The organism is Paracoccaceae bacterium, assembly GCA_012103375.1.
Lineage (GTDB): Bacteria > Pseudomonadota > Alphaproteobacteria > Rhodobacterales > Rhodobacteraceae > WLWX01.
This window is the reverse complement of sequence record WLWX01000001.1, coordinates 3,274,725-3,294,219: the sequence shown is the minus strand read 5'-3', so window position 1 is coordinate 3,294,219 and position 19,495 is coordinate 3,274,725. Positions and strand designations below refer to the sequence as shown.

The following is a 19,495-nucleotide window of genomic DNA, read 5'->3' as shown; positions in this document are numbered from 1 at the left end:
ACCCCCCTAGGAATCAGTCTTTAGAAAGCGGCAGAACGCTTCAAAATATACGTCCCAAGTCGGGTGACCCAAAAGTGGGAGGTGATTTGCGGTCTCAAGGACCAGAAGCTCTGCGTTTGGAATTCCAGCGGCCAATTTCTTGGCCTCACTTAACGGATGGACCGCATCCTTGCGTCCGTGGACAACGAGTGTGGGACATTGCACCTTGGAAAGCACAGGCAGGATAGAATAATTGTTCACGGCATCGCGCAGCATTGTCATGGCTTCGGTCGTACCGCTTGCCCGCATCATTTTTGCCATTTCACCGACAACTGGAAACGGACCTTCCGGTGTATAGGCCAGCATGAAAGCGCGCGCGAAATAGTCTTCTTCTGATTCCCAGCTTTCGCGGATCATGGCCCGCAATATGTCCGGTTCTTCAGATTGTGACCGGCGGGTTCGCCCTTCTGCGTAGCCGCCAAGCAGAACCATCTTGCTTACTCTTTCCGGGTATTTTGCCGCGAATTGGATTGCCTCAAAGCAAGCGCCGGATTCACTGTAAATTGCAAACCTGTCCCATCCCGCTGCGTCGGCCACAGCGCGGCAATCGTCTGCATCACGTTCGCAATCGACATTATCAATGTCGCGATCCGACATTCCAAATCCAAAGCCGTCATAGCGCAACAGTTCAAATTCGGCAGAATTCGTTTCTATGATCCCGCGCAGCCCCGGCAGTTCCCATTCCATGCCAATATCCGCTGGCGTGGCAGGAACCCTCAGTAATCGGGGGCCGTTTCCGGTGATCGTATATGCCAATGATTTGCCCCCATCGCTACTCGCGTAGCGGACCTGCGGAGTTGGGGCGGCCTCGGGCGTCAATTCAATTGTATTCTTAATTTCGGCAACAAACTGCAACCCGCGCCGCTGCACAGTACGAATGATGGATTGCAATTTTCCGTCGTCGCCAACGGCCTTTCTCATCGCTGCAATCCGCGCACTGATTGCGGATTCTGATACAATGCGCCCGCCCCAAACCGCGTCAATGATTTCGTCCCGCGTCACCACCCGGTCGGCATTTTCAGCAAGAAGGTGCAGCAAATCGAAGACCTGAGGCTCAACCGGGACAGGTGTATCGTTGCGAAATAACGCGCGTTTGTCCGTGTCCAGCCTGCAGTCAGAAAACCTGTAAATCATGGACCCAGTTGATCGGAAAACCGATAGGTCGGCAAGCGCGGGCAAACTCTAAGGGGAAACACAGGGATTTCTAAGGATGGTCTGAAAGACAGCCAATTATTTGCCGGTCAGTATGGGTGCATCACGAAAGGATCAAGCTGATGATGCCACCAATTGATACCGCGCTTTTGAAACACGTCGAAGGTCGCCACCCAGCCATTCTCCAAGCAAGACGCGAGGCAATCAAGTCGGCAAGAGAGCGGAGACGTAAACGCATCCAAACGATTGTGGCGGGCTTACTCGGGGTCCCCCTGCGGATGGTGAATACGTCAGGTAGAAATAAACTTGGCTCCTTCGAGCATTCCAGTATTCGATAATGTGCAGGTTACTGGGATAGTGAATGTCGCCAATGGTTCCGAGCGACCAACCAGAGGATTGAGCCCCCCTAAGCCGCCAGCCCCTTCGTCCCGATATTCAAGTACTTCTCACGCCGATCCTTGATCAGTGCCTCGGGCGTTTTCTTCGACAATTCCGCGATCATCGCCTCAATCGCTTTGCCGACGCCGTCGATCGCTTCATACCGGCCGCGTTGGGCGCCGCCGACCGGCTCGGCGATGATCCGGTCAATGACGCCCAGCGATTTCAGATCCTGCGCGGTCAGGCGCAGCGCTTCCGCAGCCTCGCGCATTTTCTCGGCGTCTTTCCACAGGATCGAGGCGCACCCTTCGGGGCTGATTACCGAATAGATCGAGTGTTCCAGCATCGCGACCCGGTTGGCCGTCGCGAAGGCCACCGCACCGCCAGAACCACCTTCGCCGATGATTACGCTGACCAGCGGCACGCCGACCTCCAGGCATTTCATTGTGGAGCGTGCAATCGCTTCGGACTGGCCGCGTTCTTCGGCCCCCTTGCCGGGATAAGCGCCGGGCGTGTCGATCAGCGTGACGATGGGCATGCCGAAACGGCCCGCCAGATCCATCAGGCGGATTGCCTTGCGATACCCTTCGGGGCGGGCCATGCCGAAATTGCGTTCAATCCGCGATTTGGTGTCGTTGCCCTTTTCATGCCCGATCACCATCACCGCGCGCCCGTCCAGCCGGGCAATGCCGCCCATCACCGCGTGGTCATCGGCAAAGTTCCGGTCGCCTGCCAGCGGTGTGTAATCGGTGAACAGCCGGGCGATATAGTCTTTGCAATGGGGCCGGTCCGGGTGCCGCGCCACCTGGCATTTCTGCCAGGGCGTCAGATCCTTATAGAGGTCTTTGAGCATCGTCGCCGATTTCTTGTCCAGCGCGGCGGCCTCTTTTTCCACGTTCACGGCTTCGGACTTTTCGGCCATAGCGCGCAGTTCATCGGCTTTGCCTTCGATCTCGGCCAGGTCTCGTTCGAACTCAAGATAATGGGTCATGTGCGCCTCCGGGTTACCGGGCTAGGTATAGGAGGTGTGACGCAGGGGGTGCAACAGGTCAGCGGGTGCAGGCGCGAGGCAAGGTTGTCGTTGGCGATGAAAATGGCTAATTTTGTTGAAAAACTCCTGCTTGATCGAGGGCTATGGCGCTGATTCAATCCTCTCAACAAGCGGGAGGATCAGCCATGATGGGACCGAGGCAGGAAGCACAGGCGGCGCTGTTCTATGAGTTCTCGCTGGAAGACCATGTCCCGCAAGATCACCTGCTGCGATCGATTGATCGTTTCGTCGATCTGAGCAGCATCCGCGCCCATCTTGCCGATTTCTACAGCCACACCGGTCGTCCTTCGATCGATCCTGAACTGCTGATCCGGATGCTGATCGTCGGTTACTGCTTCGGCATCCGGTCCGAGCGGCGGCTCTGTGAAGAGGTACACTTGAACCTCGCGTACAGGTGGTTTTGTCGGCTCGACCTGGCCGATCGGGTGCCGGATCACTCGACCTTTTCAAAGAACCGGCATGGTCGGTTCCGCGAGAGTGAGCTGCTGCGCCATCTCTTCGAGACCACGGTCGCGCGATGCATCGCCGAAGGTCTCGTCAGCGGTCAGCGCCTGGCCGTCGATGCCAGCTTGATCGAGGCGGATGCCAACAAGCAGTACTCTGCGCCAAAGGAAGAATGGGACATTGCGCGGATCGATGCAGACGCTGCACCCCGCGCGGTCCGCGAGTATCTCGACACTCTGGATGAGGCCGCATTCGGAGCAGCGACACCGGTCGAGCCAAAGTTCACGTCCTATTCCGACCCAGCCAGCCAGTGGACGGCGGCGCGTAAGGGTCCCGCATTTTTTGCCTACTCCGACAACTATCTCATCGATACCGATCATGGTGTCATCGTCGACGTGGAAGCGACACGGTCGATCCGTCAAGCCGAGGTGGGGTCAACCAAGACGATGCTGAAGCGGGCCAAAGAGCGCTTCGATCTTCATCCCGAACGGCTGATCGCCGACACCGCCTACGGATCGGGACCCATGCTCGGATGGCTGGTGGGTGAAAAGATCGCACCGCACATCCCGGTCTTCGACAAAGCCGGGCGCACCGATGGCACCTGGTCCCGAGCTGACTTCGAATGGGATGCCGAGAACAATCAATACATCTGCCCGGAAGGCGAGGCTCTGAAGCAGTTCCGCCGAAACTACTCCGACCCCAATCGCGGCCCAACCGGCAAGGGCGTGGCCAAGTACCAAGCGCTGAAGCACACCTGCCAATCCTGTCCTTCCAAGCCGAAGTGCTGCCCGAATGCCGACGCCCGTAAGATCACCCGTGAGGAACATGAGGACGCTCGCGACATCGCCCGCGCAATCGCCAAAACGCCGCAATACAAGATCTCGGTGAAGCTCCGGAAGAAGGTCGAAATGCTCTTTGCCCACCTCAAGCGCATTCTCGGCCTGGGACGGCTCCGATTACGTGGACCATGCGGCGCAAATGACGAATTCCTGCTCGCCGCCACTGCCCAAAACCTTCGCAAACTGGCAAAGATCTTTCCTGCACCGCAGCAAACGCGCAAAGCCTGATCAGAAAGGCGCTCGCGCTATGTTCAAATCGCTACTTTCTGCGCCCGCAACACGTTGTTTTTCCACAGAATCGGCCAAAACCAACAACGCGCAAGCCATGCCCGAGGCGGGCCAAACCTATGCCCCCATCCCCCGCGCCAGCCAGATCAGCAGCACGCCGCCCGCCAGTGCTGCCAGGCCCAGCATACGCCGGGTTTCCGGCGGGATCGACAGCAGGAACTGCAACGCTTCCTCCAAACGACGCGGGGCCAGTGCAAGCACCAGCCCCTCGAACGCAAGCACCAGACCGGCACCCAGTAACAGCGTTGCCATTATTCGGATGCGCGCCCAGTTGGATTGTCGGATTTGAGGTATTCGAAGAATTCCCCATTGGGCGAGATGACCATCGTCGAGTTATCCGCCCCCAAAGCAGCCTGATAGGCCGCGAGGGAACGATAGAACTCGAAGAACTCCGGATCGGCGCCAAAGGCTTCGGCAAAGACCGCATTTCGGCGCGCATCAGCTTCACCACGGGCAATCTCGGCCTCTCGACCCGCATCCGAGACCAACTCGACCACGGTGCGGTCCGCCAATGCCCGAACCCGTTGCGCGGCTTCTTCGCCTCGGGCGCGTTCGTCGGCGGCTTCGCGTTCCCGTTCAGCGCGCATTCTTTCAAACGTCGCTGCAAGGTTCTGTTCCGGCAGGTTCGTCTGCTTCAGCCGCACATCCACCACGTCCAGGCCAAGCGAGGCCGCTTCGGCGTCTGCACTAGTGCGGATCCGATTCATCAGCGAGGCACGCTCGGACGACAGGATGGTGTTCGACGTCACACCTTCCGAACCCAGCACCGCCCGAATCTCGTTGATCAAAATTCGGTCAAGGCGGTCTTCGGCCAGCGGAATGCCACCGGGGCCAACCGCCTGTCGAAACTGCACAGCGTCCGCGATCCGATAGCGCGCGAAGGCATCAACCACCAACCGGCGGTCGTCCGAAGGCGTCACCTCGATCGCGGCGGTGTCCAGCGACAGGATACGGTCGTCATAGCGCACGACCTCCTGAATCAGCGGAATTTTGAATGCCAGTCCCGGATCTTCCTTGACCCGCTTGATCTGACCAAATTGCAGGACCAGCGCCTTTTCACGCTCGTCCACGATGAAAATCGACGACATCAGCGCGATTATTGCGACGAAGACGACGGCGATGAGTACGGTAAGTCTGGTCATCAGTTCGACCCCTCTGTCTGGCGACGCAATTCATTGAGCGGCAGGTAAGGGACAACCCCCTGATCGCCGCCCGCCCCTTCGTCGAGGATCACCTTGTCGACACGTCCCAGCACCTCTTCAATGGTTTCCAGATACAGACGCTTGCGCGTCACCTCTGGGGCTTTGACGTATTCTTCCAGGACGGCCGTGAAACGGCTCGCCTCACCTTCGGCTTCGTTCACCACGCGGGCGCGGTAACCTTCAGCCTCTTCCAGAACCTGCGCCGCTTCACCGCGTGCACCGGCAAGGACCCGGTTGGCATAGGCGTCCGCCTGACGTTCCAGCCGGTCACGTTCCTGTTCTGCGGCCTGCACATCGCGGAATGCGTCAATCACCTCGCGCGGCGGGTCGGCTTTGTTGAGGTTCACCCGGACGATGTTGATACCCGACTCGTAACTGTCGAGTGTCGCCTGAATCAGTTCTTCGGCACGTTGGGCCGTCGCACCACGATCCCGGTTCAGAAGCGGCGCAAGCTCACTTCCGGCCACAATCTCGCGCATGGCGGATTCCGACACGGCGCGCACCGTCTGCGGACCGTCCGACAGGTTGAACAGGAAGGCGGCGGGATCGTTGATATTCCAGACCACCTGGAAATCAATGTCGAGGATGTTTTCATCCGTCGTCAGCATCAGCCCGTCACCACCCGATGACCCGCTGCGGCCCAACCCGATATCTTCAGATCGTTCCCGGGTTACGGCAATGACTTCGGCCTTGACCACTGGCCAGGGCGCAAAGTTCAGGCCCGGATTACCAACGGACGAGAATTCCCCAAGGAACAGCTCAACGGATTGCTCTTCCGGTTTCACAGAATAAAATGAGGTGAACAGCCACATTCCGGCAGCCACCAATCCGGCGATCACCAATGTGCCGCGTCCGATGGCCGGACCACCGCCGCCGCCACCGCCGCCAGTGCCATTGCTGCGGCCACCACCGCCGCGACCGCCCATCAGGACGCGCAGCTGTTCCTGCCCTTTTTTGACGATCTCGTCGATTTCAGGGATTTGCGCGCCGCCTGCAGGGCGTCGCCCGCCGCCACGCCCGTCGTCATCGTCGCCGCCGCCACCGTTCTGGCCGCCACCCCCCCAGGGTCCGCCGTTGTTACCTGCCATGGGTACTGTATCCCTTTGGTTTGCGTTTCATGTTCTAAATGCGCTTTCGCGCCCGAATATCAAGCCGTTCCTTCGGAGGTTCGCACCGGATGCGCCATTGTGACCAGTTCTTCGGACACGGTCGGATGCACCGCAACGGTACGGTCAAAGTCTTCCTTCGTCAGGACATTCTTCACTGCGATCCCGGCCAGCTGGATCAACTCGCCCGCATTTGGCGCGATGATGTGGCAGCCGAGCACGCGGCGTGTTTCACTATCTACGATCAGCTTTAGCAGCACTTTGCCGTCACGTCCTGCAAAGGCTTCCTGCATTGGGCGGAAAGAGGTGCAATAAACCTCGATCTTATGCGCCTCACGGGCGTCTTCTTCGGTCATGCCGACGCTGCCATATTCGGGCTGCGTAAAGATTGCCGCCGCCACCAGGTCGTGATCGGCCTTGCGTTTCTGACCGCCGAACATCGTGTCGGCAAAAGCATGCCCTTCGCGGATCGCGACCGGCGTAAGATTGATGCGGTCCGTCACGTCACCAACGGCGAAGATCGACGGAACCGAGGTTTGCGAATAGGCATCAACCTCGATCTGGCCGCGACGGCCAAGCGTCACGCCGACCTCTTCCAGCCCCAGACCCTTGGTATTCGGATTGCGCCCGGTGGCATAGATCACCCGATCATAGGTCTGATCGTGCCCGGTGGTCGACGTGACCTGGATCCCGTTATCGCCCTGCCGCATCCGCACAACATCCGCGCCCACGTGCAGATCAACCCCGCTGTCGCGGATCAGTTCGGCCAGATGGCCGCGCGATTCTTCGTCAAAGCCGCGCAGGATCTGCGCGCCACGATAGAATTGCGTCACCTCAACGCCCAGACCATTTAGAATGCAGGCGAATTCGCAGGCGATATAGCCGCCGCCGACAATCAGCACCGATTTCGGCAAGGCCTCCATCAGGAAGATGTCGTTTGAAACCCAGGCCAATTCGTGCCCGTCCAGGGTGTCGGGCACAAAGGGCGACCCACCCGTGGCGACCAGAATGTGTTTGGCCGATTTGACGGTGCCATCGGCCAGCTTGACCTCATGCGGTCCTGCCACGGTAGCGCGGGTGTCGAACACCTCGACACCGGCATTGGCCAGCGTGTTGCGATATGCCGCTTCAAGCCGATCCAGCTCGGCCAGCAGCTTGGGGCGAAACCGATCCCAGGAAAACGTCGCATCCCCGAAATCCCAGCCATATTCGCGCGCATCCGCCCCCATCCGCGCATAGCCCGAGGCGAAGACCATCAGCTTCTTGGGAACGCAGCCCCGGATCACGCAGGTGCCGCCCATGCGGTATTCTTCGGCCAGCGCGACCTTCGCACCATGCTGCCCCGAGGCGATCCGCGCCGCACGCACGCCGCCCGAGCCGCCGCCAATTACGAACAGATCATAGTCAAACGCAGGCATTCGGGTAACTCCAGTTGGGCAGGCCGCAACCTTTTTGCACAAGTGCCGTCCAAGGCAAAGGGCGCATTCAGGACGCGGGTTCACCAATCTGTCAAAATCACAGATCCGCAAAGATGTTCTGAGCGCCCGCCACGTCGAGGCGGCTTTCCTCGCGCGTGCCCTCATTGATGTCGCGGGTTTCAACCCGCCCATCGCCGTGCCCCACGACGACGACATCGCAAATGTCGATGAACAGCCCGTTTTCGACGATCCCCGGTATCTGGTTCAGCACCAGGGACATCTGGCGCGGATTGCCAATACGTTTCAGATGCAGGTCGAGGATGTGATTGCCCTCATCCGTTACATAGGGCGCGTCGCCATTCATCCGCTGCGTGCAATCACGCCCCAGCACGTCCATATTGACCAGCGTTTCTTCCAGCAGCGCCTTTGTCGTCTGCCAGCCGAACGGAATCACCTCTACCGGCAGCGGGAAGGCCCCCAGCGTTTCGACTTCTTTGCTGACATCGGTGATCACGATCATCCGATCACTGGCCGTGGCCACGATTTTTTCCTGCAACAACGCCCCGCCGCCGCCTTTGATCAGGTTCAATTCCCGATCAAACTCGTCCGCGCCGTCAATCGTCAGATCCAACCACTTCGCATCGTCCAGCGATATCACGTTGATCCCGACCTGGCGCGCCAATTCCGCCGTGCGGGTCGAGGTTGGCACGCCGGATATTTTCAGCCCCTCGCGCTTGACCCGCTCGCCCAGGCAGCGAACCATCCAGGCAGCGGTCGATCCGGTGCCAAGCCCGACGCGCATACCGTTTTCGACAAATTCACAGGCCCGGCTGGCCGCAACGAACTTGGCAGTGTCGATTGGATTAAGGTCGCCAGTCATTCGGTGGTCCCCCTGCTGTGTCAGGGGCGTTATAAAAGGATCAGCCGAAGGGTGCGAGGGGCCAATTGACCCGACAGGGGCACGACCCGTATCGCAGTGGACAGGGATCACAAAGGGGGACGAGGACAATGCTGGAATTCGACGCCGACACGACGGCTTTGCTTGAGGATGCGTATCAGGGTGCGGATTTCGCGCGCCGCCGACGCGCCAGCTTCGATGTCTTGGACCCGGTCGCCGGCGAAACGATCCTGGATATCGGCAGTGGGCCGGGCCATCTGTTGCTGGACATCGCGCGCGCCGTCGGCCCAAAGGGTCGGGCAATCGGCGTCGATCCAAGCGCGCCGATGCGCGCCGCCGCACAGCGCATGACCGAAGGACGCGCGAATATCGAGATGTTCGAAGCCGTCGCTTTGGATCTGCCGTTTGATGACGGAACGATTGACAAGGCAGTTTCGGTGCAGGTGTTCGAGTACCTCGACGATTTGCCCGCCGCTTTACGCGAATCAGCGCGTGCCATTCGGCCCGGCGGGCGTCTGGTCGTTTCGGACATGCACTTCGACACATTCGCATGGTCCAGCGACGAACCTGCGCGCATGAACCGGATGATGCGCGCCTGGGATCACCATCTGGTGCACAAAGCCTTGCCCGCTGACCTGCCGCGACTTGGTCGCGCTGCCGGATTCGAGGTCGAGCGAATCCTGCCAGTGACATTCGTTGATCATAAGATGCGCCCCGGCGGTTTGGCCTGGATGATGCTAACCCTGATGGAACGTTACGCGATCGCAAACGATCTTCTTCCCATGGCCGAGGCAAAAGCCTGGGCAGCTGAGCAATCTTCGCGCGCCGCAGAGGGGCGGTTTTATTTCGCAATCACCCATATCGTGACGGCACTTCGTCGCATCTGAAGGCGCGCAGATGTGCGTCGCGTGGCTTACGAAAAGTTTGAAGTCGTGCTACGGGCACTCACGCCGTCGTCTGCGGATTAAGTGCAAAAGGGTGAACGCCAATGTTCCTTTCCGTATTCGATATGTTCAAGGTCGGCGTCGGCCCCTCCTCGTCGCATACCATGGGGCCGATGGTCGCTGCGGCGCGGTTCCTTGATCATCTTCGCGGCCTGCCGTTCACACCCGCTGGCCTTCGGGCCAGCCTGCATGGCTCACTCGCCTTCACCGGGGTCGGGCATGCCACGGACCGGGCCGTGATCCTGGGCCTCGCCGGGTTCCTGCCAGACACTTACGACGCTGATCTGGCCGAGGTCACGCTGGCCTCCATCAAAGCCAGCAAGCGGGTCGCGCCGAACGGCCTGCCGCCCCTCGAATTTGACCCCGCCAATCATCTGACCTTCGACTACGACACACCCCTGCCCGGTCACGCCAATGGCATGATCCTGTCGGCAACCGACGCCCAGGGCGATGTGATCACGTCAGAAACCTACTATTCCGTCGGCGGCGGATTCGTTCTGACCGCTGCCGAGCTTGAGGCCGGTGCAGACACCAATGATGGGCCGCCCGTCCCGCACCCCTTCAAGTCCGCCGCCGAAATGCTGGAAATGTGCGCCACTACCGGCAAATCCATCGCCGGGCTGAAACGTGCCAATGAACTCAGCCGGATCAGCACGGCCGAGCTTGACGCCGGCCTCAACCGGATCTGGCAGGTGATGAACGCCTGTATCGACCGTGGCCTGACATCCGGCGGCATTCTGCCCGGAGGGCTCAATGTCCGCCGCCGCGCCAAAGCCATCCACGACACGCTGCAGGCCGAACGTGGCATGAACCTGACCGCGCCCCACACCATCAACGACTGGATGAGTACCTACGCCATGGCGGTGAACGAGGAAAACGCCGCCGGGGGCCAGGTTGTCACCGCCCCCACCAACGGTGCGGCAGGCGTGGTTCCGGCGACGATCCGGTATTGGCTGGATCACGTCCCCGGCGCCGCCCCCTCTGGCGTGCCCGATTTTCTTTTGACCGCCGCCGCCATCGGCGGGCTGGTGAAACACAATGCTTCGATCAGCGGCGCGGAATGCGGCTGCCAGGCCGAGGTTGGCAGCGCCGCAGCCATGGCCGCCGCGGGCCTGTGTGCCGTGATGGGCGGCACCCCGGAACAGGTGGAAAACGCCGCCGAAATCGCACTGGAACACCACCTGGGCATGACCTGCGACCCGGTCAAAGGCCTGGTTCAGGTGCCTTGCATCGAACGCAACGGTCTGGGCGCGATCAAGGCCGTGTCAGCCGCCAGCCTGGCCCTGCGCGGCGACGGCAGCCACCTGGTACCGCTGGATGCCGCCATCGAAACCATGCGCCAGACTGGCGAGGATATGAGCGTGAAATACAAGGAAACCTCGCTCGGCGGATTGGCGGTCAATGTCCCAAACTGCTGAACACCTCTGAAAGCCCCCGACGCGAAAGCCCGGCTTCACCTCAGCCATCATTGACCCAAAAATAGGCGATTGTATACTTAACAAAGCAGGTGCATCATGGTAGGTGACACGAGACAGGCCGGTACTTCAATTGTTCGTGCGTTTGGCGCGCTTCGCGCGAGCCTTCTTTCCTCTGTCGTGCAGATCGACCGGGAGGACGGCTTCTTTGACGTCCAGGTCCCACTTGACCATAAAATTCATCAAGGCGATGCCCGCGTTGTAGATCATAACGGCGTCTTTCTGGAGGACTTCTAGTGATACGAGAACCGGCTTCATTGTGAAGTCGCCTTTTGCTTGCGTCCTAAAGCGTTTCGTCTTGAACCTGAATCGCGAGGGATTCCCTTGAGACCTGATCTGTGATTCATCCTGTTTGGGAGGATGGATCATGTCAGCACCTTTGCCATCTGCGCTTCGGATACGGTTTCAGAGATACATTGAAGAAGGGTTGAGCGGGCGCGCGGCGGCGTTGCGGTTGAAGCTGTCGCCTGCCACAGGCGCGCGGTGGGCGCGTCAGGTGAGGATGAAGGGTCATGCGGAACCTGCCCGGCAGGGACCGCCGCGCGGCAAGGGAAAGCTGGCTCCGCATCGGGAATTCTTTGAGGAGTTGATCGCACAAGACCCTGACATCACGCTCTTTGAGTTGCGTAATGCGCTGGCCGATGCAGAGGGTGTGCGGGTGCATCACTCCTCCATCGCCAACCTTCTGTCCCGGCTCGGCTTCACGTACAAAAAAAGTCGCTGGTCGCAACCGAGCGCCGCCGCGCCAAGGTAAGGCAGCAACGGGCCGACTGGTTCAGATACCGCTCGCCAGCCATTGCGACCTTTCCTGAGCGCGTTGTCTTTATTGACGAAACCGCAGTGAAGACAAACCTCACGCGCCTACGCGGCAGAGCCAAGCGCGGTAAGCGCCTGACGATGGATGCGCCCTTCGGAAGCTGGGGAACCCAAACCTTGATCGCGGGCCTGACCCAAGGCGCGCTGATCGCACCTTGGGTCATCAAGGGAGCGATAGATGGCCCCGCCTTCGCGGCCTACATCCGCGAAGTGCTGGTCCCCGAGATCAACCCCGGCACTGTCGTCATTCTCGACAACCTGGCAACCCACCGGAATAAGGAGGCGACGCAGGCTTTACGCAATCACGGCTGCTGGTTCCTTTACCTGCCACCGTACTCGCCCGACCTGAATCCCATCGAGCAGGCCTTCTCTAAACTGAAAGCCCATTTGCGACGGATCGGGGCCAGGTCCTTTACCCAGGTCTTCGAAGCAATCGGAGCAATCTGCGATCTCTACGACCCAGTAGAATGCTGGAACTACTTTAAGGCCGCCGGATATGTCTCAGGTTAATGTCGAAACGCTTTAATGTAGAAAACACGGCCTGTGTTTTTGTCTGACGCCCACGTGTTGTGGACATAGGTATTCCGCCGCGCGAACGCTTCATTCACGTTGTTCAACAAGTCGTCTAAATCGTTTTGTGCGCTTTCTGAAAGGTCGGATAGTTGAGAGAGTGTTCTTGCGGCACCATCTCGCAGCGGCGCGCTCATATGGGTTGTTAGCGCGGCACCACGGATAGCATCAACACCACTGAGGCAGGCTATCAGTTGCTCAACTATGTTTTCTGTCTGTGCGCTACAGGCCGTGACAAGACCGATGGCAACAAGGTAGTCTTTCGGCAGGTTAAGGGGGTCAAAATCATAGATGGGGAAATCGTTGTCCTTTGAATCCACAGTGAAGAACCTTCTCTCAATGAAGCCGAAGCCCCACAAAGAGGACTCCGGCTCATCTGAGAGTCAATCCGCGTCGGACCAATCGTCCAGTAAGCGGGCAACCAAGTCGCGAAAATCAGGCGAAGACTGAGTTAGTCCGCCGATAGGTCAGGCGTTTGCCTTCTGCCCCGCGCAGGATCGCGTTGGTGCGCATGGTGTCGTCAATCTCGTTGGCCGCGCGGTTGTTGTAGCGGAAATCAAATTCGGCAGCATAGCGGTGCAGGTGTTGCTTGCCGCAGTACTGATAGACACCTTTCATTCCGCGCTTGAAGATGGAGTAGAAGCCCTCGACCGTGTTGGTGTGGACCGTGCCACGCCCGTACTCGCCAGCGCCGTGGTTGACCGTCTGGTGGTCTGAGGCAACGCGGCCCGCCATCAATTTGTACTGGCGATATTCGTCGGTAATCATGCGCGCTTCGCGGGACATGTTCTCTGAAATCACTTCGGCCATTGTGTCAACGCGCAGGTTATCAACCACAACCGATTTGGCCATGCCCCTGTTGCGGTCAACAAGCGTCATCATCTTCATCTTGTGAGCGCCACCGCGCGCCGTTTTAGACTTGGGCTTGCCGGGTTCCTTGCCGATGAATGTCTCATCAATCTCGACTTCGCCGCCACCAACGCCAAACGGGCCGTTGTCGGTGCGCATCGCTTCGCGGATGCGGTGGAACATGAACCAAGCCGTTTTGTAGGTCACACCGATTGAGCGATGCAGTTGGTGCGCGGACATGCCCTTCTTGCTGGACGCCATAAGAAACGTAGCCAGCAACCACTTGTTCAGCGGAACCTTGGAACGCTCAAAAACGGTGCCGACTGTGACCGTGAACTGCTGGCGACAATCACCGCACTGGTAAAGGCCGGGGCGATGTGATTTACCCGCCAGCTTCCGAATCTTCTCAACGCCACCACAGTGCGCGCAGTAGACGCCATCGGGCCAGCGCGCGGCCTCAAGATGTTCGCGGGCTGCGTTTTTGTCGGTGAAGATGGGATCGGTCAGGTTCATGGCTTTAACTCCTTGAACCCAATATAGGAATGGCGGTTTGCTTTGTAAAGTATATAATCGCCCAAAAATATCCCCGCCGGAGGCATTTTTTTGCCCCGGCGGCCCTGGTACGCCCGGCGAATTCCGGTTTCACCGTCCTGACATCTGCCATAGGGTCGTGCGATGACCCTTGATCGCCCGTTTTTGGGCATCCTCCTGATGATCGGTTTCTGCGTGCTGGCCCCGCTGGGCGATGCCACCGCGAAATTCCTTGGCGCGTCCTATACGCTTGGCACGCTGGTTCTGGTCCGCTTTGGCATGCAAACGCTAACCATGGTGCCGCTGGCCCTGCATAGTGAGGGCGGACTGCGCCTGCCGCCGCGTGTCTGGAAGCTCTGCGCCTGGCGTGCGGTGCTGCATATCGCCGGGCTGTGGCTGATGTTCGCTTCGTTCCGCTTCCTGCCGCTGGCTGACGCGGTTGCCATTGCCTTCGTGATGCCCTTCATCATGCTGCTTCTGGGGCGCTACGTGCTGGACGAGGTTGTGGGCGCGCGCCGTCTGGCGGCCTGCGTTGTCGGGTTTCTTGGCACGCTGATGGTGATCCAGCCCAGCTTTGCCTCAGTCGGCGCGGCGGCCCTGCTGCCGCTCGGGGTCGCGGTGGTATTCGCGCTGTTCATGCTGGTGACACGCCAGGTCGTCAAGGCGGCGGATCCGATCACGTTGCAGGCCGCAAGCGGCATCGTCGCCATGATTGTGCTTGTCGCCATCGCGCTGATCGGGCCGCCCCTCGGTTGGGCCGACGCCGCACCGGTTCTGCCTGTCGGGTCGGATTGGGTATGGTTCGCAATCCTTGGTGCCATCGGCACCATCGCACATCTGTTCATGACCTGGAGCCTGCGTTTCGCCCCCTTGGCCACCGTTGCGCCGGTCCAATATGTCGAAATCCCCTTCGCCACCTTCGTCGGATGGATCGTCTTCTCGGACTTTCCAAACGGTCTTGCGCTGGCGGGAATAGCCGTCACCATGGCCGCTGGTCTTTATATTCTGATGCGAGAACGCCGCCTGTCCCTTAGCCCTGCAATGCCTGCACCGCAGCCGCCAGCGCCTGGCGTGGCAGAATAACCAGCATTCCGGGTGCCTCAAATGTCAGTGTGACAGGACCGGTCGCTACGTTCGACACCCCGGTCCGTTCGCCAAGCGAAAAATTCAGCCCTTCGATCGACCAGCGCAGCCCCGTGGCCGATCCCTGAACCGGGGCCATCGGAAACAGCGACACCCGTGTGCCCGGCGGCAGGTCCAGCGCAACGGTGCCGCGCGCCGCGAATACGACATCCTCTGCCCCAAGCAACAGACAACGCGGCGCCCCCGCCGCTGCTATCGCCGCGCAGGCCGCAAGATGGTGATCCAGCCGCCCGCCCAGAAACCCGATCCCCAATACCAACCGGGCCTCAACCACGGCCAGGCATTTTTCAAGATCCGTGGTATTCTGATCGGGCACATGATGCAGCCGGTCTGCCGGAATGACCGCTCGCGCCGCATCCGACAGCGAATCCAGATCGCCGATCACGGCATCGGGAACTTGCCCTTTTGCAACAATCGCATTCGCCCCACCGTCGGCAGCGACAAGAATCGGTGTGAATAGTCCGAGGTCAGAGAAATCATTGTTGCCAATTTCGCCCCCTCCAACCAGGCCTATTGTTTCGAAACCGTGAACAATACCCTGTAAAATGTGGCGATTATCTGGCAATTTGGGTTTCGATCATATTCTGGCCCGGAAAATATCCCGTACAAAACGTAGTTTCGTTCCGGTTTGCGAACCTATCATCAGTACAACCTCGAGGCTGGATCTGAATGGAAGCGATTGCAACATGACTGGCGCCACAAAAATCCTCACGGTGTCTTATGGGACGTTTTCCTGAACGCTGGAAGGGTTTGATGATCCTTTCTCGTCGATGCAATCCATTGCCGAGTATTTTCGCGACCTTGCCGCCGACGATCGTTATTTCGGGGCCGATCCCCCAACGCCGGATGCGGCCATGTTGCAGCGGATTGTGGCACAGGCACAGACCGGTCCGAAATCCGGGCAGATCCAGACGCAGTTGCGCGAAGACGGTGTCGTGCTGCGCCAGACCGGCCCCGATGCCGCAGCCCCTGTTGCCGCAGTGGCACCCGAACCTGACACGCCCGCTCCGGCTGAAGTTGCTACAATTGCCGCCGTACCGCCACCAGCACCCGGATCGGTTGCAGATAAGCTAAGCCGCATTCGTGCGGTTGTTGCGCGTTCCGGCGGTGATCTCGGCGGGTTCACGGATGAGGAACCGACTTACGCCCCCGCCGCTGCGCCCAATGCAGCGCCACTGCAATCGGATACGCCGCTTGGATCGGACGCCGTCAACTCTGGCTATCAGGATGAAGACGAAGAGGTTCCGTCGATTCTGCACCCTCCGGCAGACGTCGCGGCACGGTCCGCCGAGGACGCCGAGGACGCCGACGTAAATCCGGCCGTTGCCGCAGATGATGCCGCCGAAAGCGCCGCGTTGTCCGATGACCAGGATGAGGCGCACGTGTCCGATCTGGCCGCGGCGGATCCGGCGGGTGAACCCGAGGAAGACGCGGCACCGGTGGTCGCCCCCCAAACGACACATATCGAAAGCGATCTATCCGCCCGGATCGCCGCCCTGCGTGGTGCCAGCGCGCTGACAGATGGCGATGACGCCATTGCGCGGAAGGAAAATACGACCGCCGAGATTTCGCCGGATGACGCCGATGCCTATGACGGCGACGAAGAAGTTGGCGACGATGCCGCGGCAATGACTGCGGGCGGCGCAACTGATGCAGCTTCTGGCGAAGGCCTCGACCCGGATGTTGAAGCAGATGATTTTGACCTGGATGACGACGAATTCCACGCTTTCGCAAAGCCCCGCGTGACGCGAAGCGATGTGGCCGTTGACCGTATCCTGGAAAAAACCAACACCGAAATGAACGAACACGAAGGCAGCCGCAGGCGGTCAGCCATCGCGCATCTGAAAGCGGCGGTTGCCGCGACCCGCGCCGGTGCAGGCCGCGACCCGGTGGCCGGACAGGACGACGACACGATGAGCCAGTTTCGCGACGATCTGGCCAAAGCCGTGCGCGCCCAACAACATTCGGACGGGCCTGCAACCAGCGGCGGTCAGGGGCAGCGAAGCGGCATCGCCACGACCCCGTTGATGCTGGTCCCTTCGCTGCGGGTCGGCAACGCCGGCGCCGACACACCACATACTGCCACTTCTGCACAGCCCCGCCGGGTCGCCAACAGCGACGTGAACTTCGACGAGGACTTCGTACAATCTGATGCGCCTGTGGCCGACCGGTTCGCCGAATTCGTCGCCCAGCAGGACGCGCGTGAACAGCCTGAGGTGATGGAGGCCGCCGCCGCCTATGCCACCCATGTCGAAGGCCGCCCCCACGTGACCCGCCCCCTGGTGATGAGCCGGGTTCTGGAACAAAATAACAGCGTGAAACGCGAAGACGCGCTGCGCACATTCGGCAGATTGCTGCGTGACGGCCGGATTATCCGACTGAAACGCGGCAAGTTCGCGGTGGCCGAAGATACCCGCTTCCGGGGTTCCGGCAATCAATAGCTTTCCCTGGTAAACTGAGTGTGTGACGGGATCGGGCAATACGCCCGGTCCCTGTCGTTTTGGGGTATGAATTCACGGGAAGTGATGGGCAACGGCGCTCCAAGCCATTTGCCGATACTGGTCCTGGGGGTGTGCTAAATCTTCGCGCCGAAGGCTGCGCCCAGACTGGGAGCATGAAAGGGCCATCCGTGACGCGCACGTCAGGCCATTTCGGACAGAAACCTCGGCGCGGGGCGTTAACCGTCTTCGCCGCGCCCGATGCCACGGAACACCGCCCGGAACGGCAGTGCCCAGATGATGCCGAGGATGACATAGACCAGAAGCTCTATGATGAACGGCGGGCGACCAAGCCAATTCAACACGCTGATCGCCACGACGATATACAAGGGCAGCCCAACAAGCAGGATCAGCAACGACCAGCGTTTGCGCTGTTTCAGGCTTAGGCCTGGTTTCGTTTCGCGCGCCATCAGTCGGCGAAGGGGTCTGTGACAAGAATCGTGTCGTCACGCTCGGGGCTGGTTGAAACCAGCGCGACCGGCGTGTTGATCAGCTCTTCAACGCGACGGACGTATTTGATCGCCTCGGCAGGCAGATCGGCCCAGCTGCGGGCACCTGCGGTGCTGTCGCTCCAGCCTTTCATAGTTTCATAGACGGGCGTGACCCTTGCCTGCTGATCCGCGGCGGTTGGCAGATAGTCGAGCGTTTCCCCGTCCAACTCATAGCCGGTGCAAATCTTCAGTTCCGCAAACCCGTCCAGAACATCCAGCTTGGTCAGGGCGATCCCTGACACGCCGCTGGTCGCACAGGTCTGGCGGACAAGAACCGCATCGAACCAGCCGCAGCGCCGCTTGCGGCCCGTGACCGTGCCGAATTCATGGCCGCGTTCGCCAAGACGTTGCCCGTCGGCATCGTCCAGTTCGGACGGGAACGGCCCCTCACCCACCCGGGTGGTATAGGCTTTGACGATGCCGAGCACAAAATTCACCGCCCCCGGGCCAAGGCCGGATCCGGTGGCCGCCATGCCCGCCGTGGTGTTGGACGAGGTGACGAATGGATAGGTGCCAAAATCGATATCCAGAAGCGCGCCCTGCGCACCTTCAAACAGGATGCGCTTGCCCGCGCGGCGTTGTTCACCAAGGATCTTCCAGACCGGTTTGGCAAATTGCAGGATCTTCGGGGCAACCTCCAGCAGCTTGGATTTCAGGGCGTCCCGATCCACAGCCTCCAGACCCAGCCCCCGGCGCAGCGCATCATGGTGCAGCAGCAACCGGTCAAGCCGCGCATCCAGTGTTGCCGGATCCGCAAGATCGGCCACCCGCACGGTGCGCCGCCCGACTTTGTCTTCATAAGCAGGGCCGATACCGCGCCCCGTGGTGCCGATCTTGGCGATCGAGTTCTGGTTTTCGCGCGCGCGGTCCAACTCTCCATGTACCGGCAGGATCAGCGGCGTGTTCTCGGCGATCATCAGGTTATCCGGGGACACCTCGACCCCTTGCTCGCCAAGGCGCGCAATTTCTTCCAGAAGCGCCCAGGGGTCCAGCACGACGCCGTTGCCAATGACACTCAGTTTTCCCGGGCGCACGATGCCGCTTGGCAGCAGGCTAAGCTTGTAGACTTCGCCATCAATGACCAGCGTATGCCCGGCGTTATGCCCGCCCTGAAAGCGGACGATGACGTCGGCGCGTTCGCTCAGCCAGTCAACCAGCTTGCCTTTCCCCTCGTCGCCCCATTGGGCGCCGACAACTGCGACGTTGGCCATGTGCTCTCTCTTCTCATATTCGCTGAAACCCGCGCCGGTATAGCGGCCCCGCGCGGCGTGTGAAACCGCCAAAACGCCGCGCAGCGCAAGGACGTGGGGCTGGACAGGGCCGGAGATGCGCGCCAATTTCGGACCAACCAATCGAAGGACCG

General features: G+C 60.2%; 18 protein-coding genes and 1 pseudogene. 6 read left to right on the top strand and 13 right to left on the bottom strand.

Going from position 1 to position 19,495, the window contains the following annotated elements:
• Positions 1–6: 6 nt before the first annotated feature.
• Together GKR99_16860 and GKR99_16855 are read right to left on the bottom strand one after the other, a co-directional pair.
• Entirely contained in the window at positions 7–1,173 is a 1,167-nt protein-coding gene (locus tag GKR99_16860) for an alpha/beta fold hydrolase (GenBank protein ID NKB29125.1), read from the bottom strand.
• A 424-nt stretch (positions 1,174–1,597) separates the two neighbouring features.
• Complete coding sequence (locus GKR99_16855) at positions 1,598–2,560, bottom strand: acetyl-CoA carboxylase carboxyltransferase subunit alpha (GenBank protein NKB29124.1); 963 nt, start codon at positions 2,558–2,560, stop codon at positions 1,598–1,600.
• A gap of 185 nt (positions 2,561–2,745) precedes the next feature.
• Between GKR99_16855 and GKR99_16850 the strand changes: the two genes are divergently transcribed.
• The gene (locus GKR99_16850) at positions 2,746–4,131 is read left to right on the top strand and encodes an IS1182 family transposase (GenBank protein ID NKB29123.1); all 1,386 of its coding nucleotides are present in this window, start codon (positions 2,746–2,748) and stop codon (positions 4,129–4,131) included.
• 117 nt (positions 4,132–4,248) lie between these two features.
• Here GKR99_16850 and GKR99_16845 read toward each other — a convergent pair whose 3' ends face one another.
• The 5 genes from GKR99_16845 to rpiA all read right to left on the bottom strand — a co-directional run bounded on the left by GKR99_16845 (position 4,249) and on the right by rpiA (position 8,797).
• Positions 4,249–4,443 (bottom strand): DUF2065 family protein, encoded by a 195-nt coding sequence (locus GKR99_16845; GenBank protein ID NKB29122.1) that lies wholly within the window; start codon positions 4,441–4,443, stop codon positions 4,249–4,251.
• Positions 4,443–5,333, bottom strand: a complete 891-nt coding sequence (locus GKR99_16840) for a protease modulator HflC (GenBank protein ID NKB29121.1) — start codon at positions 5,331–5,333, stop codon at positions 4,443–4,445. Before GKR99_16840 ends, GKR99_16845 begins: the two co-directional genes overlap by 1 nt.
• Positions 5,333–6,481, bottom strand: a complete 1,149-nt coding sequence (hflK, locus tag GKR99_16835; GenBank protein NKB29120.1) for an FtsH protease activity modulator HflK — start codon at positions 6,479–6,481, stop codon at positions 5,333–5,335. The genes GKR99_16840 and hflK overlap by 1 nt, the downstream gene beginning before the upstream one ends.
• Positions 6,482–6,540: 59 nt before the next feature.
• Positions 6,541–7,917, bottom strand: a complete 1,377-nt coding sequence (gene gorA, locus GKR99_16830) for a glutathione-disulfide reductase (protein NKB29119.1) — start codon at positions 7,915–7,917, stop codon at positions 6,541–6,543.
• Positions 7,918–8,014: 97 nt separating this feature from the next.
• Entirely contained in the window at positions 8,015–8,797 is a 783-nt protein-coding gene (rpiA, locus tag GKR99_16825) for a ribose-5-phosphate isomerase RpiA (GenBank protein NKB29118.1), read from the bottom strand.
• Positions 8,798–8,925: 128 nt separating this feature from the next.
• On the opposite strand from rpiA, the gene GKR99_16820 reads away from it, so the two are divergent.
• Positions 8,926–9,702 (top strand): methyltransferase domain-containing protein, encoded by a 777-nt coding sequence (locus GKR99_16820; GenBank protein ID NKB29117.1) that lies wholly within the window; start codon positions 8,926–8,928, stop codon positions 9,700–9,702.
• Positions 9,703–9,803: 101 nt separating this feature from the next.
• A complete protein-coding gene (locus GKR99_16815; protein NKB29116.1) occupies positions 9,804–11,177 on the top strand; it encodes an L-serine ammonia-lyase in 1,374 nt (457 codons plus the stop codon).
• Positions 11,178–11,303: 126 nt separating this feature from the next.
• Here the strand turns inward: GKR99_16815 and GKR99_16810 are convergent, their stop codons facing one another.
• The gene (locus GKR99_16810) at positions 11,304–11,444 is read right to left on the bottom strand and encodes a hypothetical protein (GenBank protein NKB29115.1); all 141 of its coding nucleotides are present in this window, start codon (positions 11,442–11,444) and stop codon (positions 11,304–11,306) included.
• Between the two features lie 157 nt (positions 11,445–11,601).
• On the opposite strand from GKR99_16810, the pseudogene GKR99_16805 reads away from it, so the two are divergent.
• Positions 11,602–12,560 (top strand): annotated as a pseudogene (locus tag GKR99_16805) (IS630 family transposase).
• Here GKR99_16805 and GKR99_16800 read toward each other — a convergent pair.
• Both GKR99_16800 and GKR99_16795 read right to left on the bottom strand, forming a co-directional pair.
• Positions 12,557–12,940 (bottom strand): hypothetical protein, encoded by a 384-nt coding sequence (locus GKR99_16800; protein NKB29114.1) that lies wholly within the window; start codon positions 12,938–12,940, stop codon positions 12,557–12,559. The pseudogene GKR99_16805 and the gene GKR99_16800 sit on opposite strands and share 4 nt — an antisense overlap.
• A gap of 115 nt (positions 12,941–13,055) precedes the next feature.
• Positions 13,056–13,982 (bottom strand): IS1595 family transposase, encoded by a 927-nt coding sequence (locus GKR99_16795; protein NKB29113.1) that lies wholly within the window; start codon positions 13,980–13,982, stop codon positions 13,056–13,058.
• Positions 13,983–14,144: 162 nt separating this feature from the next.
• Here GKR99_16795 and GKR99_16790 point away from each other — a divergent pair, with 162 nt between their 5' ends.
• Positions 14,145–15,083, top strand: coding sequence for an EamA family transporter (locus tag GKR99_16790; protein NKB29112.1), 939 nt, complete (start codon positions 14,145–14,147; stop codon positions 15,081–15,083).
• On the opposite strand, the gene GKR99_16785 is transcribed toward GKR99_16790, so the two are convergent.
• Positions 15,031–15,690, bottom strand: coding sequence for a thiamine diphosphokinase (locus GKR99_16785; GenBank protein NKB29111.1), 660 nt, complete (start codon positions 15,688–15,690; stop codon positions 15,031–15,033). The genes GKR99_16790 and GKR99_16785 overlap by 53 nt on opposite strands.
• 223 nt (positions 15,691–15,913) lie before the next feature.
• Here GKR99_16785 and GKR99_16780 point away from each other — a divergent pair, with 223 nt between their 5' ends.
• On the top strand, positions 15,914–17,584 hold the full coding sequence (locus GKR99_16780) for a hypothetical protein (protein NKB29110.1): 1,671 nt from the start codon (positions 15,914–15,916) through the stop codon (positions 17,582–17,584).
• Between the two features lie 236 nt (positions 17,585–17,820).
• On the opposite strand, the gene GKR99_16775 is transcribed toward GKR99_16780, so the two are convergent.
• Together GKR99_16775 and GKR99_16770 are read right to left on the bottom strand one after the other, a co-directional pair.
• On the bottom strand, positions 17,821–18,051 hold the full coding sequence (locus GKR99_16775) for a DUF2842 domain-containing protein (protein NKB29109.1): 231 nt from the start codon (positions 18,049–18,051) through the stop codon (positions 17,821–17,823).
• Complete coding sequence (locus GKR99_16770; GenBank protein ID NKB29108.1) at positions 18,051–19,343, bottom strand: adenylosuccinate synthase; 1,293 nt, start codon at positions 19,341–19,343, stop codon at positions 18,051–18,053. The genes GKR99_16775 and GKR99_16770 overlap by 1 nt, the downstream gene beginning before the upstream one ends.
• Between the last annotated feature and the right edge of the window lie 152 nt (positions 19,344–19,495).